Annotated in this window: 20 protein-coding genes; 9 read left to right on the top strand and 11 right to left on the bottom strand. The window is 64.7% G+C overall.

Annotated elements, in window-relative coordinates; all coding sequences use genetic code 11:
* Positions 1 to 120 precede the first annotated feature (120 nt).
* The 3 genes from DBO33_RS41465 (at position 121) to DBO33_RS41455 (ending at position 1,332) form a co-directional block, all read left to right on the top strand.
* Positions 121 to 507: a hypothetical protein gene (locus DBO33_RS41465; protein ID WP_107661123.1), complete on the top strand. Its 387-nt coding sequence runs from the start codon at positions 121 to 123 to the stop codon at positions 505 to 507.
* 220 nt (positions 508 to 727) lie between these two features.
* Positions 728 to 1,057: a hypothetical protein gene (locus tag DBO33_RS41460; RefSeq protein WP_107661122.1), complete on the top strand. Its 330-nt coding sequence runs from the start codon at positions 728 to 730 to the stop codon at positions 1,055 to 1,057.
* The gene (locus DBO33_RS41455; protein ID WP_107661121.1) at positions 1,054 to 1,332 is read left to right on the top strand and encodes a hypothetical protein; all 279 of its coding nucleotides are present in this window, start codon (positions 1,054 to 1,056) and stop codon (positions 1,330 to 1,332) included. The genes DBO33_RS41460 and DBO33_RS41455 overlap by 4 nt, the downstream gene beginning before the upstream one ends.
* A 242-nt stretch (positions 1,333 to 1,574) precedes the next feature.
* Here the strand turns inward: DBO33_RS41455 and DBO33_RS41450 are convergent, their stop codons facing one another.
* Positions 1,575 to 1,862, bottom strand: coding sequence for a hypothetical protein (locus DBO33_RS41450; protein ID WP_159080796.1), 288 nt, complete (start codon positions 1,860 to 1,862; stop codon positions 1,575 to 1,577).
* 191 nt (positions 1,863 to 2,053) lie between these two features.
* Between DBO33_RS41450 and DBO33_RS41445 the strand changes: the two genes are divergently transcribed.
* Both DBO33_RS41445 and DBO33_RS41440 read left to right on the top strand, forming a co-directional pair.
* Entirely contained in the window at positions 2,054 to 2,653 is a 600-nt protein-coding gene (locus DBO33_RS41445; protein ID WP_107661119.1) for a hypothetical protein, read from the top strand.
* Between the two features lie 145 nt (positions 2,654 to 2,798).
* Positions 2,799 to 3,293, top strand: a complete 495-nt coding sequence (locus DBO33_RS41440; protein ID WP_107661118.1) for a hypothetical protein — start codon at positions 2,799 to 2,801, stop codon at positions 3,291 to 3,293.
* Positions 3,294 to 3,457: 164 nt separating this feature from the next.
* On the opposite strand, the gene DBO33_RS41435 is transcribed toward DBO33_RS41440, so the two are convergent.
* Positions 3,458 to 3,814, bottom strand: a complete 357-nt coding sequence (locus DBO33_RS41435; RefSeq protein WP_107661117.1) for a hypothetical protein — start codon at positions 3,812 to 3,814, stop codon at positions 3,458 to 3,460.
* A 265-nt stretch (positions 3,815 to 4,079) separates the two neighbouring features.
* Between DBO33_RS41435 and DBO33_RS41430 the strand changes: the two genes are divergently transcribed.
* The gene (locus DBO33_RS41430; RefSeq protein ID WP_107661116.1) at positions 4,080 to 4,304 is read left to right on the top strand and encodes a hypothetical protein; all 225 of its coding nucleotides are present in this window, start codon (positions 4,080 to 4,082) and stop codon (positions 4,302 to 4,304) included.
* A gap of 528 nt (positions 4,305 to 4,832) precedes the next feature.
* Here DBO33_RS41430 and DBO33_RS41425 read toward each other — a convergent pair.
* From DBO33_RS41425 to DBO33_RS41405, 5 genes are all read right to left on the bottom strand, one after another.
* Positions 4,833 to 5,033 carry a hypothetical protein gene (locus DBO33_RS41425; RefSeq protein ID WP_107661115.1) on the bottom strand — a complete coding sequence of 67 codons (201 nt, stop codon included), beginning with the start codon at positions 5,031 to 5,033 and terminating at the stop codon, positions 4,833 to 4,835.
* Positions 5,034 to 5,127: 94 nt separating this feature from the next.
* Entirely contained in the window at positions 5,128 to 5,835 is a 708-nt protein-coding gene (locus DBO33_RS41420; protein ID WP_107661114.1) for a hypothetical protein, read from the bottom strand.
* Positions 5,832 to 6,143 carry a helix-turn-helix domain-containing protein gene (locus DBO33_RS41415; RefSeq protein ID WP_107661113.1) on the bottom strand — a complete coding sequence of 104 codons (312 nt, stop codon included), beginning with the start codon at positions 6,141 to 6,143 and terminating at the stop codon, positions 5,832 to 5,834. The genes DBO33_RS41420 and DBO33_RS41415 overlap by 4 nt, the downstream gene beginning before the upstream one ends.
* A 1-nt stretch (position 6,144) precedes the next feature.
* The gene (locus DBO33_RS41410; protein WP_234391482.1) at positions 6,145 to 6,750 is read right to left on the bottom strand and encodes a hypothetical protein; all 606 of its coding nucleotides are present in this window, start codon (positions 6,748 to 6,750) and stop codon (positions 6,145 to 6,147) included.
* A gap of 530 nt (positions 6,751 to 7,280) precedes the next feature.
* Positions 7,281 to 7,643, bottom strand: a complete 363-nt coding sequence (locus tag DBO33_RS41405; RefSeq protein WP_107661111.1) for a hypothetical protein — start codon at positions 7,641 to 7,643, stop codon at positions 7,281 to 7,283.
* 357 nt (positions 7,644 to 8,000) lie between these two features.
* Between DBO33_RS41405 and DBO33_RS41400 the strand changes: the two genes are divergently transcribed.
* Positions 8,001 to 9,275: a zinc-ribbon domain-containing protein gene (locus DBO33_RS41400; RefSeq protein ID WP_159080794.1), complete on the top strand. Its 1,275-nt coding sequence runs from the start codon at positions 8,001 to 8,003 to the stop codon at positions 9,273 to 9,275.
* A gap of 302 nt (positions 9,276 to 9,577) precedes the next feature.
* Here DBO33_RS41400 and DBO33_RS41395 read toward each other — a convergent pair whose 3' ends face one another.
* The 3 genes from DBO33_RS41395 to DBO33_RS41385 form a co-directional block, all read right to left on the bottom strand.
* On the bottom strand, positions 9,578 to 9,949 hold the full coding sequence (locus DBO33_RS41395) for a hypothetical protein (protein WP_159080793.1): 372 nt from the start codon (positions 9,947 to 9,949) through the stop codon (positions 9,578 to 9,580).
* A gap of 489 nt (positions 9,950 to 10,438) precedes the next feature.
* Positions 10,439 to 10,612, bottom strand: a complete 174-nt coding sequence (locus tag DBO33_RS41390) for a hypothetical protein (protein ID WP_159080792.1) — start codon at positions 10,610 to 10,612, stop codon at positions 10,439 to 10,441.
* Positions 10,613 to 10,665: 53 nt separating this feature from the next.
* A complete protein-coding gene (locus DBO33_RS41385; protein ID WP_159080791.1) occupies positions 10,666 to 11,070 on the bottom strand; it encodes a hypothetical protein in 405 nt (134 codons plus the stop codon).
* Positions 11,071 to 11,684: 614 nt separating this feature from the next.
* Here DBO33_RS41385 and DBO33_RS43385 point away from each other — a divergent pair.
* Together DBO33_RS43385 and DBO33_RS41380 are read left to right on the top strand one after the other, a co-directional pair.
* Positions 11,685 to 11,852 (top strand): hypothetical protein, encoded by a 168-nt coding sequence (locus tag DBO33_RS43385; RefSeq protein WP_159080790.1) that lies wholly within the window; start codon positions 11,685 to 11,687, stop codon positions 11,850 to 11,852.
* 57 nt (positions 11,853 to 11,909) lie between these two features.
* Positions 11,910 to 12,287, top strand: coding sequence for a hypothetical protein (locus tag DBO33_RS41380; RefSeq protein ID WP_107661106.1), 378 nt, complete (start codon positions 11,910 to 11,912; stop codon positions 12,285 to 12,287).
* A 45-nt stretch (positions 12,288 to 12,332) separates the two neighbouring features.
* Here the strand turns inward: DBO33_RS41380 and DBO33_RS41375 are convergent, their stop codons facing one another.
* Positions 12,333 to 12,734, bottom strand: a complete 402-nt coding sequence (locus DBO33_RS41375) for a hypothetical protein (RefSeq protein ID WP_159080789.1) — start codon at positions 12,732 to 12,734, stop codon at positions 12,333 to 12,335.
* Positions 12,735 to 12,911: the final 177 nt, after the last annotated feature.

Below are 12,911 nucleotides of genomic sequence, written 5' to 3'. Positions count from 1 at the left end.
CCGCTACTCTGAACACGGACGTATGCAGTGTGATTGTCTACAGTGCAATGGTGATAAGTCTTCATTTTTTTTTTTTTTTTTTACAAGAAGAAGACGGCATCCGATTTCTAGTCCGTTCTCGTGGGCTCGGAGATGTTTATAAGAGACACCCCCCCCCCCGCCGCTCACCACCGCCTCGACCGACTCACCGACCCCCTCACCGAAATCGCCTACCTGCGCAGAGCACTCACCCTCATCGGCACCCACTGCACGATCTTCACCGCCCCATTCACCTGCACCAACCCCACCTTCGGACGCAGCCCCTACGCCCGCTACACCGCCGACCAGTGGTGCGAACCCTGCATCGCCCGCACCGCCCTCACCGGCGCCGAATTCCCCGCCCGCGGCACCACCGGCGTCGAAGAAACCACCGACAACAACATCATCGACGCCACCCACCCCACCCCCGCACTACCAACCGGATACAACACCGCCGACAGCAGCACCGACACAGGACCCGACCTCTGAACAACCCGAAGTGCAACGGCCCCCCATCGACAAGGTCGACGATGCCGAGACCTCGCCCCGACCGACGGCGCCACGAAAGGGCCCTGTGCACGGTGTTGTGGCGCACCGAGCACACCGTTACCTATGTCGTCGTCGGCGAGTGTCGGGACGTGACATCGCGCCTCGGCGCGATGATCCGCGTGCGCTGACCCCCGCACCCTTATTGAGAGAGAATCAAACCATGCTGACACTTTGGAATCGTGAGTACCCGCTGTGGCAGGCCCCGGCGCACGCCTGGGCGCGCCGATCGCTGCGACACCGCCTCGACCTTGGCGAGCGCCGCCCGGTTTGCGGCGTCGCCCAGGTGATGCCCCAGGGCCGTCGCTGCGTGGTGCAACTGCCCACCCACCCCGCCACCGGCGGCGCGCCGCTTGAGATCGAGGTGCCGCGCTGTGCCCGGATGACGATCACCGAGGACGCCTACGCCGGACAGCGGTTGCGGATCACGACATGGTGGGGCCGCACCCTGATCCACGCCCCGACCACGGGTATCGAGGTCCATAAGGGGTGAAACGCGACCGCCGCGAGCGGTGCGTGTGGGGGCGCGAGGACCGAGGTTGTGTTGACGAACTCGAAGCCATTATCGTCAACGCCCTCCACGCCCAAGAACTAATCCGCGGTTCTGTCGAAGACGGCGTCGCCGTCGTCGACGGATTCCTCGACATCAATGAACTCGCCACAGTTTTGACCAACCAATTCCAGCTCATGCCGCACGCCACCACAGGACCGCCCCCGCTCCACTGGACGAAAACCGCCGAAAATCGTCCGAAGCCGGGTGTTTCATGAAGGCACAATCGAAGTAGTCGTTCCAAGCCCTGTCGCAGGATCTCCCTGCACACCATGCCCAGCCCCGAACCGCGCCAACCTATCGCAGTCCGGGCCGTACCTCGTAGTGCTCGACCAGCGTGTTGCACAGCGCATCCGCGGCCTCGGCCGCACAACCCCTCGACACCCAACCACCCCACCAGTGAAACGGCCCAGGCGCGAGCGCCTTGCCCCAAGACAGCAATCACCAATGGTGAGAGATCTCAGTCCGGTCGCCCGCGCGACGAGCCCTGCTGCACATCAGCGCGTAACGCACCCAAAATCGAGCCGACATGCCCGACCGCAAGCGCCTTCGCCTCATGATGACTGCGATCCCCGCTGCTCAACACCGCCGACGCGGCGCGGAGCTGCAGCTTGTAACGAGCCTGATCGTCGGCGGCCGCGTACTCGATCGCCAGCGTCAAGGCTCGCGTGTATTCGGTGCCGTAATCGCGGTTCAGCTCCGCGACGAACTCCGCCACCCGCGGCAAGGACTTGCCGTGCGGATCCACCAGCACGACCTGGTATCCGTCCGTGCCCCCGGGTGGAATACAAGAAAGGGGAACTTTGGGGCCAGCTGACCCACCGAAGAATGACAGCAACACCTGCCCGTGCGAGCGTGGCCAATGACGCCGGGACCACCACCTGAAATGACCACACCAACCGACACGAGGCACCGCCCGCCACCACCGGAGCAACGACCATGACCAACCACCAAGCACTCCAAAACGCCATCACCACCGCACTGCACGCACAACAACTCATCCGCGGCACCCCACTCGACAACACCGTCGCCATCGAGGGATACCTCGACATCGGTGAACTCGCCACAACCCTGGCCGGCCAATTCCGGATCATCCCGCACACCGACATCACCGTCGAATACGGCGTCGAGTACCGCACCATCGTCGACGGCGGCATCGACACCGCCGAACACGCCCGCCACCGCGCCACCCACTCCTACAGCGGCAAAGCCGAACCCCGCCAACGCCACACCTGGAACGGGCCCTGGACCCCACTACCCGACGAACACGACACCAGTGAGGAAACCGGCGCTGAAACCGGTGCCCAGACGATCACTGATGATTCATGGACCGCCCTGGCCGACATCCCCGACGGCGTACGCTTCCACGCCGCAGGACTCCCAGGCCTGGAATTCATGCGCGCACACGACGGCGGCTACCGCCTCCGCCACCAATCCCCGACCTTGCCCACCGTCCCCACCGCATGGTCGCTGCCCCCCGAACAACTCCAACCCAGCGGCCCATTCCACCCAGTCACACCGACAACCCACCACCAATGACCCCACGCATAAACAGCCGACCACACAGCAAGCGCCGTACCTGGCTGTGTCCGAAACCTCTGCGCAGCAACCACTCTAGGAACCCAGGACCCCATCGACCCGAACCGAAAACTGAGCACCGGCGGCTGACACCGAGAGGAACCCGATGCGAGATCCGAAGCCATGGGACAACGGCACCGTCACCGACGAGGACTACCAGCGGATGCAGAACGACCGCGGCTGGGCCCCGCCGGGTGGTACATCGATGGACGAACATTTCCGAGTCGCCAGCCAATTGGAAGCCGCCGTGCGCGCCACACTGGCCTCCGCGCTGCCCTCCGTCCCGGCGCTGTCGGTGGGCGCGAACGACTTGAACCTGCGATATCCGCAAGCCGGCGGGTGGTACACGCTATGGGAGAACCAGGGGCCCGGGGTATACCGAGTCAGCATCGGACTCGAACACCGCCGCGCCTGGCCGATCGACGACCAGCGCACCCACCTGGCCGTCGCGCACCACCCGGCTGCCGACAGCCTGGAGAAATGCCCGATCGTCGACGCGCGGATGCACGGGCTCCTCGCCCGCGACCCACGACAACTCACCAACATGGCACTCACCGCCATCGAGCAGCACCGCTGCACCAGACCAACACACACCCAATGACCAATGACCGCACGCATAAACGACCGACCACGCCATGCGATCCATACCCGCCATGCCCGAAACCCCTTGCACGGCAACCACTACCCGAACCCCCCGACACCATCGGCCCGACCCGATCTCGCCATGCGAACGCGCGAGACCTTCGACCCGAGCAAGTTGGCCGGCTACCGATCGAAGTCAAGCTCGGGAGCCGAAAGATGGCCGTAGGCGTTGCGCGGTAGCGGATCCGGGTCCAGGACGGTCGGATGCTCGAGAGCGTGCAGTTCACGCCGGCGAGCGGCGTCGGCGATATCAAGGGCAGTGCGGGCGCGGGCGTGAGCGTGGATCAGCAGACCACGGGCCTGATCGCTGAGTTTGGACAACTCGCGGCGCTCGACCGGCTCGTGAGCGGTGGTCCGCAATTCATGATCGAGATCATCGAGAACCCGGCGCAGCACGTCGACATCCTCGATGCCCGGTTCCTTGCCCAACCGCTTCACTTCGGTGATGGCGTCGCTGAATCGTTCTTCCAGACTCCGCATTCGATGACCCCCCTCGCAGGTGCCTCGCCCGTACCCGATTCAGCCTACGAGCCGACGCCTCGTCCGGGTCGAAAACCGGTGGGCATCATCGGCCGGCGTACCAACACTCATAGGCACACAGCGACACCACCAGCCGACGCCGTCAGTCGAGAGACGAATTCGAGCGCCTGGTACGTGCGCACGGTGGGCACCCGATGCCGGATCTGGATCTGGACCGGGCCCCGCCGCACCCTGGCAAATACTCCTCGACCAAGCCGGAACAACAGTGAGGATCACCGGCCCGGCCACTCTGGACACTCTCTACGACGGCGGACTCGACACCAGCATCGAATGGCACCGCCTGGCCGCCCGTCAACACCTCCAGCGACAAGGGATGATCGTCGTCACCGGCTCCTGCGCACCCACTTCAGCGGCCACGATGGACATGATCGCCTCCGGGCACGCCAGCTGGGCGCGCGCTGACCTCGATCTGACCGCAGCAGGCACCTAACGAAATCCCCACCTTGACCGCCCCGAAGCGACCGCGCGAAAGTCGCGGCCGAGGTATATTCGAGCACGGACAAGCGAAGGTGGCTTCGGTGCAACGGAACCACCCTCTTAGGTCACTGCCGCAATAGCAGAAGCAGCAGTGCCCCGAAACGCGGTCTGGGCAGATTACGAAGACCTTGGCGGGTAGAACCTTGACCGCCAGGGGCTTTCTCTTTCCGGACTCGAACCCGCGGTACCCGCATCACCACCGCCATCGCACGCCGCGACGCCTACACGAACATCCACTCAGACTCCATCAACCGCGCCGCCGCCGACTGGTCTAGGTTCGGCCGCGAGCCTGTCCGGCTGACCGCAGCAGGCACGTAACGAAATCATCGAGTTCGCCAGCGCCGAACGCGGTTTCGTCGCTGTCCCCCCGCGCGAACGAGGGGACAGCATAAACGAAAAGATACTCCGACAGGTGTCATAGGGAGAGAAGCCCTCGCCTTTGGAGTCCCCACTTTCCATCCATGCAGAAACGAGGTCTCTGCTAAACCGAAACGTAGTCCCGCATCCGCGCCGCCGACCCGGATTCCACACCACCGGTGTGGAATCTCGGCCCTAGGCGGACAGCCGGCGGAGCTGGGGGCGGCAACGACTTGCCGTGCGGATCGACCAGTACGACCTCGTATCCGTCCGTGCCGCCGGGCGGAATGCCGCGCCAGACGCGCCGATCTCGACCGATCTTCATGAGCGCCACCGTAAACAGAGCAACTCAAACAAGAAGAGGGGAACATCGGGGGCCAGCCCACCAGCGGTGCCAGTTGAGGTCGGTTCCGGTCTCGCTAGTTGCGCATGACAGTGCCTTTGCGTGAGCCTGCGGAACTCGAGGGGAGGGCAGCCGAGGCTGGATTCATGCCGGGATCGGCGGGCCCGGCCTCCTGGGCAGGCTTCATGAGCTGTAGTGCCTGCGCGAGGTCACCTCGGGCCTGCTCTGAGCGATCCCGGCCGTCGACAATCACCTGAAGGCGCATCAGCAGCCCCTCGGTTCTGGTGCGCCAGAAACGCATCCGCAGCGCGGCCCCTCCTACATCGAGGCCCAGGAACCACTGGTTGCCGTCGCGTCCCAGCTGGATCGGCGTCTCATCCCCGAGGTGGCGCACTAGGGCCCAGTACTCCTGCTGCACACGCGGCGGGGCCGAGTCCGGCGCGCACGGTGGTGGCATCGGATCGGCCTGCACGCGTTCGCTCGCCTGATTTGCTTCGCGGAAGATCCGGGCCAGGTCGGCCGCATCGTGCGCCAGGGGCCGGGGCTCGCCGTCGACGGTGAGTGAGGCGTCCGCCCATTTCCAGCTGCCCGAGGGTGTTCGCTTAAGCCACAGCTCGGTCGCCGCATGCTCGGTGGTGACCGACAGACGCCAGCGCCGCCCGATGTGTTCGACCTCGGGTTCAAGGCCCACCTCCCGAAAGTCACGGATCCACGAGCGCACCGCTTTGGGGATCGCGGGATCTGCCAGCTCACTCACGGCTACCTCTGCGTTGTGATTGTTCATCCGATAGCTTCGATCTGCTGTTCTCGCTGCTGCTCGCCAATCTCCGCAGTGGCGCGGTCCCGGGGCGCGGCCTGCTGTGTCGGTGATCCGGGGATGTAGACCAGCAATTCACCTACCGTGCAATCCAATTCCTGACACAGCATGGTCAGTGTCGGAAACCGGATCGCTTTTTTCGAGCCACGTCGCAGCGCGTACAGATTCGGCTCGGTGATACCGACTCGGCGGGCCAGCTCCGCCATCGTGATATTCCGACGCTGTCGCATCTGCTCCAACCGGACCTCGATACGTGGACCGTCCTCGGCCGCCATCTCACACCACCTCGTCTAGCTCATCGCGCAAGCGGCGCCCGACCGGCGCGAGAACCGAATAGATCTCAGCGGCCACAGCCACCATGAACACGATCAGCAACACATCCGATGGCGGCGAAACCCGAGCACCCATGTCCCTGCTCAGCAGCCACGCGCACACAATCCACGACACCGCGAAGACCACGGCCGCTACCAGAATCCAGCGCCGCGCCCTCGCGATCACAGCGATGATCTCCTCGGAGAAGGCCTCACCAGACAGCTCGCCGAAGAGGAGTATCCGGATCAGCAGATAGCCCGGCACCGCCGCGAACAGCATCAGGATTACCCCCGGCGCAGCCACCTCCACCCGCTGAAGCCACTCCGCCCCCTGCAAACTGACCTGCATTTTCTCCACCCGCCGCCCGTCCACCCAGATATCCGAGCGCACCCACACCGACGGCCACACAATGCTTTCCAGCGTGTACCAGACCGGCAGCGCCAACACGGCGAACATCGTCGCCACCCCTGCAAGCCAGCCGAGACGACACCGCCCGCGGAGATCGGCTCCCGGCCATAAAGGCAGGCTCAACCGCCGCAGTTCTGGTTCGTCACGATCGTGATCGACCACCATGTCCCCTATCGCTTACCGATACATATCGGAAAATGATATGTATCGAGAAACGATAGAGTCAACCCGGCTCGCACGACCACCACCGCCACAGCCAGACGTTCCGGTCCATCGACAACCAACGGAGCGGACCCAGATGCGAGCTAAGCCTGAAAGCATCAGCCAGCACGCCCGTAGCCGCACCCCGCACGGCCACTGACCTCGAATCCTCTACCGCAACAACACAACCCATTTGCGACCACGCAGCTCGTTCGCCAGCCCCATGAGCGGGTGCAGGCCGCAGAGGGCCGCAGACCCCGATCCAAAAGGTTCCCCCAATGCCCAACGATCGAGGGCGTCTACAAGCCCCGCACCCTGCGTGCCGTCGAGGCCACCGCGACCAGCCCGGCAGCACGAGGTCGGCCCTGGACGGTCACGGTCGACGTCTCGGCGGCCACTGCGACGGAGCCTCGGCTCAGTTGGCGACGGCCCCCACAGCGCGAAGAGCCACCCCCGCCCGGACCCGTCGCACCACAACCCTATTCGTCGATCTATCGCTCGAACTCGTCGAGCACGTCCCATTCGAGTTCCGCTGCTTCGATCTCGGGGACGGTGTCGTGCTGCGGGCTCAGGATCGTCGGGTTCAGCACGTCGTGGATCTGGCGATCTCGTGCGGCTTTCGCGACGCTGCGGCCGACCTCGGCGCGAGAGTAGGCGTGGATCAGCAGACCACGGGCCTGATCGCCGAGTTTGGACAACTCGTCGTGTTCGCCGCGGTCGGTGATCGTGCAGCGCTGGTGATCGAGTTGTTCGAGGCGTTCACGCAATTCGGCGACCGCTTTGGCGGCGGGTTGGTGGCCGAGCCGTCGCAGTTCGCCGATGGTGTCCGCGAATTGTTGTTTCAGACTTGGCATTTCACCCTCTCCTGCCACGGTCACCGCTCCCCCGGTCAGCAGCTGTAGCCGCGGTCGCGGCCACGGTTGCTGACCCGGGGCGCCATGTGGTGGACCGGCGGGGAGGGTCCAGCACGGTGGGATGCCGGCCCTAGGACACGGCGACGAACTCATCTCCCCGCCAACACACCTGAGGTGTCGATCGCGCCGCACTTGCTCTATGACCTGGTGACCGCTGCCCGGCTCCGCATCGCTCCCGGTCGTGCCCAAGGCCGCCGTGACCGCCAGCGAACTTCTCGCACGGGGCAGCGAATTCCACACCGCCAGTGGGAGATAGACACCGGCCGGTGCGGCGGCCAACGCAGGATCGAGACCGCCATGGATCTCACCCCCGCGCCCGCTCCCGCACCAACGACGCCGACGTCGACCCCACCGCCGGGCGATTCGGTCGACAGCGCGGGAAGGATCGCCACCGATCACGCCTCCGCGATCGAGTGGCTCTGCGAACAGGAGCACTTGCTGTGCGAGACGTTCCTGGCCGAGGCACGCACTCAACTGCCTGTCGAGGACTACGCCCCTTGGCACCAACAGCAGAAGATTCGTTTGGCGCGCGCCCGAGCGGAATGGATTGCCCAACTCAGCGGCGGCGCCTGGATCCGCCCCTACCAGACCCAGATGGTCGCCTACCTGCGCCCGGACCTGGTGGGCGAGTACGACAACTCTCATCCTGACAATCCTGCGGATTTGATGGAGTACGCCGACGTGGGCGATCGTCACAGCGTCTGGTGGCGGTGCGTGCGCACCGACGGGCACCGGTGGCGAACCTCGATTCACAACCGGCATGTCGCCGGGACGGGATGTCCGCGCTGCGGAAAGAGAGGGGTGTCTCGGCGCGAGCAGGAGATATTCCTTGCGCTGCAACAACGATTACCGGCCCTGCTGGCCGCGCCCAGCATCGATCGGATCCCGGGTGCCCCTGGCAAACGACGCCAACGGCCGTGGCGAGTCGACATGTTGCTGCCCGGTAAGGTGCCGATCGTAATGGAGTACGACGGCGCCTACTGGCACGCTGAGCGTGAGCTGTACGACCGACTCAAGACCGCCGACCTCACCGAATCCGGACACCTCGTCATCCGGATTCGCGAACATCCGCTGCCGACGATCACGGTCGACGATGTCGTGTGCAGTTCGACCGATGACGCCGATACCGTCGCCAACACCGTGATCTCCGCGCTCAACCGACAACTCACTTCACCCCTGGCCGTGAAGGCGATCGAGCCCTCAGACCGCCAACAACAGCCCTGCCCACCGCCTGCACCCGAGATCTCCCAGCAGCTCACGCTATTCGCCGCACCCGGTTCAGCCTCGTCTCGCAAAGTCTCATCCGCGGCCTCCGGGCAGCTCGCCCACCATCGCAGTCAGGCTCACCTCGATAGGGATGTTGGTCAAACACTCGTCACCTGCTCTGTCCTAGACCGCGTGGCGGCGCTGCGCAGTCTGTCCTCGAACATGCTCTCCACCGCAGACATGTTGGAGACTGCCGTCGAGAGGATCGAATCAGCTCTCGCTGAGACCCCCCAGCACGCCAGCTCGCGCGCAGTCAGAGCCGGTGCGCGGGCGGAAGCCGCACAGCCCGGAAATTCGAACGCCTGACACAAACTCGCGCCCGCGGACACCCTCACACCGGTCCCATACCCAGGCCTAGCCCCAGCGCCGATTCCCGTCTCAGTCCGTCCGAACCGGTATCCAGGCAAGGCCCACGTTGCCGCCTATTGCGACAGTGCCGATGACGCGCACGACCATGGCGACGTCCCCGCCGCACGCGCCATCGCATGGTCAGCGTTCATGCTCGATACCCTCCATGACCTGCACCTGCAAACCGTGAGGCGTTACGACCGCTCGGCGCCGCAGCAGGCCTATACCCTCATCGGCCCGGATATGGCGGCAGCAACAATTCAGTTTACGGCGGCCTGTTGGGCAGGGTGATACAGCAGTGTCACCCGCACGTCGCCTGGTGCGTAGTTGCCGGACTCGGTCAGGGTATGGGCGTAGTCAGCGGCGCGGTTCTCGCTGACGAACCGGGCGGTGGCGGCCCGATCGATGCTGCCAGTGTGGGTGGTGGCGGTGACTTCGGTCCACGGTCCTGGGTCGGGCGGGGGCGCGACAGTGACCTCGACGGCGTGTGGGCCGTATTCGCCGGACTCGGTCAAGTTCGCCGCGTAAGCGTCGGCACGCCCGATGTCGGAGAACTGCGCGGTGGCGTTGCGATCGAGCCCGCCGGCTTTCGTGGCGATGACTGCGAACATGAGGGGGCTGGGGGTCGTCATGGTCAGAAATCTCCGGTCGGTCGGTCACTGGGAGGCATCGGCGGAGCCGATCAGATCCTCGACACCAAATATGTTGGCGTTCATCGTAATTGCCCTTCCCGTGCAGTTGATTGGGGTGGTTTGTGGCTGTGGTACTCACCAACGTTGACACGACGCCGGGCAGCCAACGACGTACAAATACACACTGGTTCCCACGGCGCCGTCGCGCCAATGGCGTTCGCGCCGCATCGTCGGGCGCTCACGGCGCATTGCCCGGGCCCGGGTAGGCGCGCCTGGTCCCGGTGACACCTGCGCTCGGATTCCAGCGTCGCGGAATCGACTTCGGCGGCAGCAACATCGGGCACCGCTGGCCCTGCCGTGCCGCCGAGCGGTCGCGCCACCACGGCCGCGGCCACCGACTCCGCCACCGGCGAAGGCTCCTGCGCACCCGGCAACTCATCCACGCCCAGTTCATTGACTGACCTACGCACAGCCGTTCAGTGCAAACGGCTACAACGACGGGCCGTCGATGCCGCCCTCACCACTCGCCTCAGGTCCCGACATGGACCATTCGATGACATCACCCGCCGCACTGACCTGCCGATGTTTACCCTTGTGCCCAGCGGCTGTGTGGCACACCAGATGAAGATCGTCCAGACCGTCGAGGGTCATGAATGCGGGCACCCGCAGCTCCTTTGTGCACACCGGCTCCTGTGGCGCCGTCGCACCCACGGCGTTCACGGTGCGCCGCCCGGGCCCACGTCGGATTCCAGCGTCGCGGAATCGAGTTCGGCGGCAGCAACATCGGGCACCGCTGGCCCTGCCCCGCCGCCGAGCGGTCGCGCCACCACGGCCGCGGCCACCGACTCCGCCACCGGCGAAGGCTCCATCGCGTCCAGCAACTCACCCACGCCCAGGTCGAGGAAACGCTGAGCAAGCTCCTCGCTGCCCCGAACGTCGATGTGGGTGGGACCCCACCCGTGGTGAGCGTTCGCCGCCTTGGCACCGCGCAGCTCAGCGGCCAGTTCCGCATCGGTGTCACAGGTGGTTGTCTCGAGTTTGCCACGGTCATAGGAGACGATCTGTCGTTCTACCGGGTTGCACCACACACCGAACCGCGGCGAATCACGCCCCGAAGCCACACGGGCGAAGCCGTCCTCGACTGAGTACCGCCGATTGAACGTCGCGGAACTGGAACCGCTGTACTGCACACGATTTCTGCGCAACCCCACCTCAACCACCACACCCCATCGCCACCAACTGTAAACATCCAGGGCCCGCATGGGCCGCGAGAACATCCCGGACAGCCATCATCATCAGCACCACCTTTCCGATTCAGGCGCACGCTAACGGCTCACAACTCGCACCGGACCCCCAACCCACACCAGCTGTCGGACACCACACGACCACAACGAAATCTTCCTAGCGCGCATGGCGGTTTACGTTCGGGCTGCGTTCGACTGGGTGACAGACAGTTAACTGTTTCGCACGGGGTCGGTGCCGTGCGTGCCAGCGCTCCCGAAGAGGCCTCTTCCATATCGCAACCGACGAATCCACGTTGAAGCAGCAGAGAAGACTCTGACCCATATGGCAACTCGCATCACTGCACCGGAACCCGCCACTCCCAACGATGCGCAGTTACTTGACCGGCCGCGGGCGGCGAGTACCGTCCAACACCTTTGGGCCGCGCGCGGATTGAGCAGATCCCGAACAATATGAGTCGCGCCCCAAGCGAGACCCGGACGGAAGGATTCAGATGCGTCGACCCCTGCCAACAGTGTCAGAGCTGGCCGAGCTGATCGATCCCGAAGTATGGGCAACACGCTGTTTCGGCCCGATCCCGCTCAGCACCCTCATCGAATTCCAACGCCGCCGCGGTGAATCACGCGCGGCCGCCGAACCGGTCCGGGCCGCACTGCACTGACATCAGCCTGAGCTGGTTTTCTGCCAGCAATCCGACCGGTACTCGTATCGTGTTTGCATGGCCACCACCACTATTGCCGTGCCCTTGGACGACAGCCTGCTGGCTTTGGTGCGCAACGCTGCTGGCGAAACTTCCGTGGACGAATGGATTGCCAAGGCATGCCGTGACCGGCTGCTACACGACGAGCTACATCATCTGCGCCGGTGGGAGAACGAACACCCAGATGAAGCGGCCCGGGAACGAGCGGCCGAGGCCCAGCGGATTTTGGAACATGAGGCCGAGACCGAGGTTTGTGTCCACGCCGAGAAGGCTGCCCAACAGCGTGGCGGACCTGGCACCGAGCCAACCCATGCCGACTATGCCGAAGCCGTGCGGCACGTCCGGGACCTGCTCGCCCAAGCCGAGAGGCGCCTGTCCAGGGACCAGGGACAGTGACCAGGGCGGTGACTGCCACGACAGCTCAAGCGGCGAGAATGGATTTCAAACCGCCGACACCAGTGCCTTGATCTGATCGACGGTGGCTCGAAGGCCCTCGAGCTCCTCGCGTTCGCTCGACTGCATCGCTGTGTCGGAGTCGACCAGTGTCTTGATCGCCGCTCGCAGGGTCTCATCGGAGTGCTCGTACCCGCCGGCCGCGGCGAGGATGACCTGGCCGATCGGGGAACGCCTGGTGTAGACCAAGGTCCAGTCGTACTGCTGGCGAGTCAAAGTCGTAGCCGCAAGCCCCGCCTGGTCGAGGTTGTGCTTGATCTGCCCGATCGGGCCGTCGTCGAGGCGGCCCGCCTGCACCCGGTCGCGCAGGTCATACATCTGGACCGATAAGCATCCACCGGCCTTCTCGACGTGTACGGCCAACTCGGCGAAGTTCCCCAAGATCTCCACTGCCGACATCCCAAGTCCAATCCACAGGAAAACATGGGGAAAATCCCCAAGTTTATCTTTGTGCAAATTTATAGTGACAAAGATACATCTCAGGAAAACATCTCGGTGACGTTCACAGAAAAACCGCACAGCACTTACGCCCCTTCACAGCCGCCGCGTCAGTGTCGTTGAATCGAC

Source organism: Nocardia suismassiliense, assembly GCF_900269665.1.
Classification (GTDB): Bacteria; Actinomycetota; Actinomycetes; order Mycobacteriales; family Mycobacteriaceae; genus Nocardia; species Nocardia suismassiliense.
The sequence above is the reverse complement of the archived record's forward strand: the minus strand, read 5'-3'. Positions and strand labels throughout refer to the sequence as shown.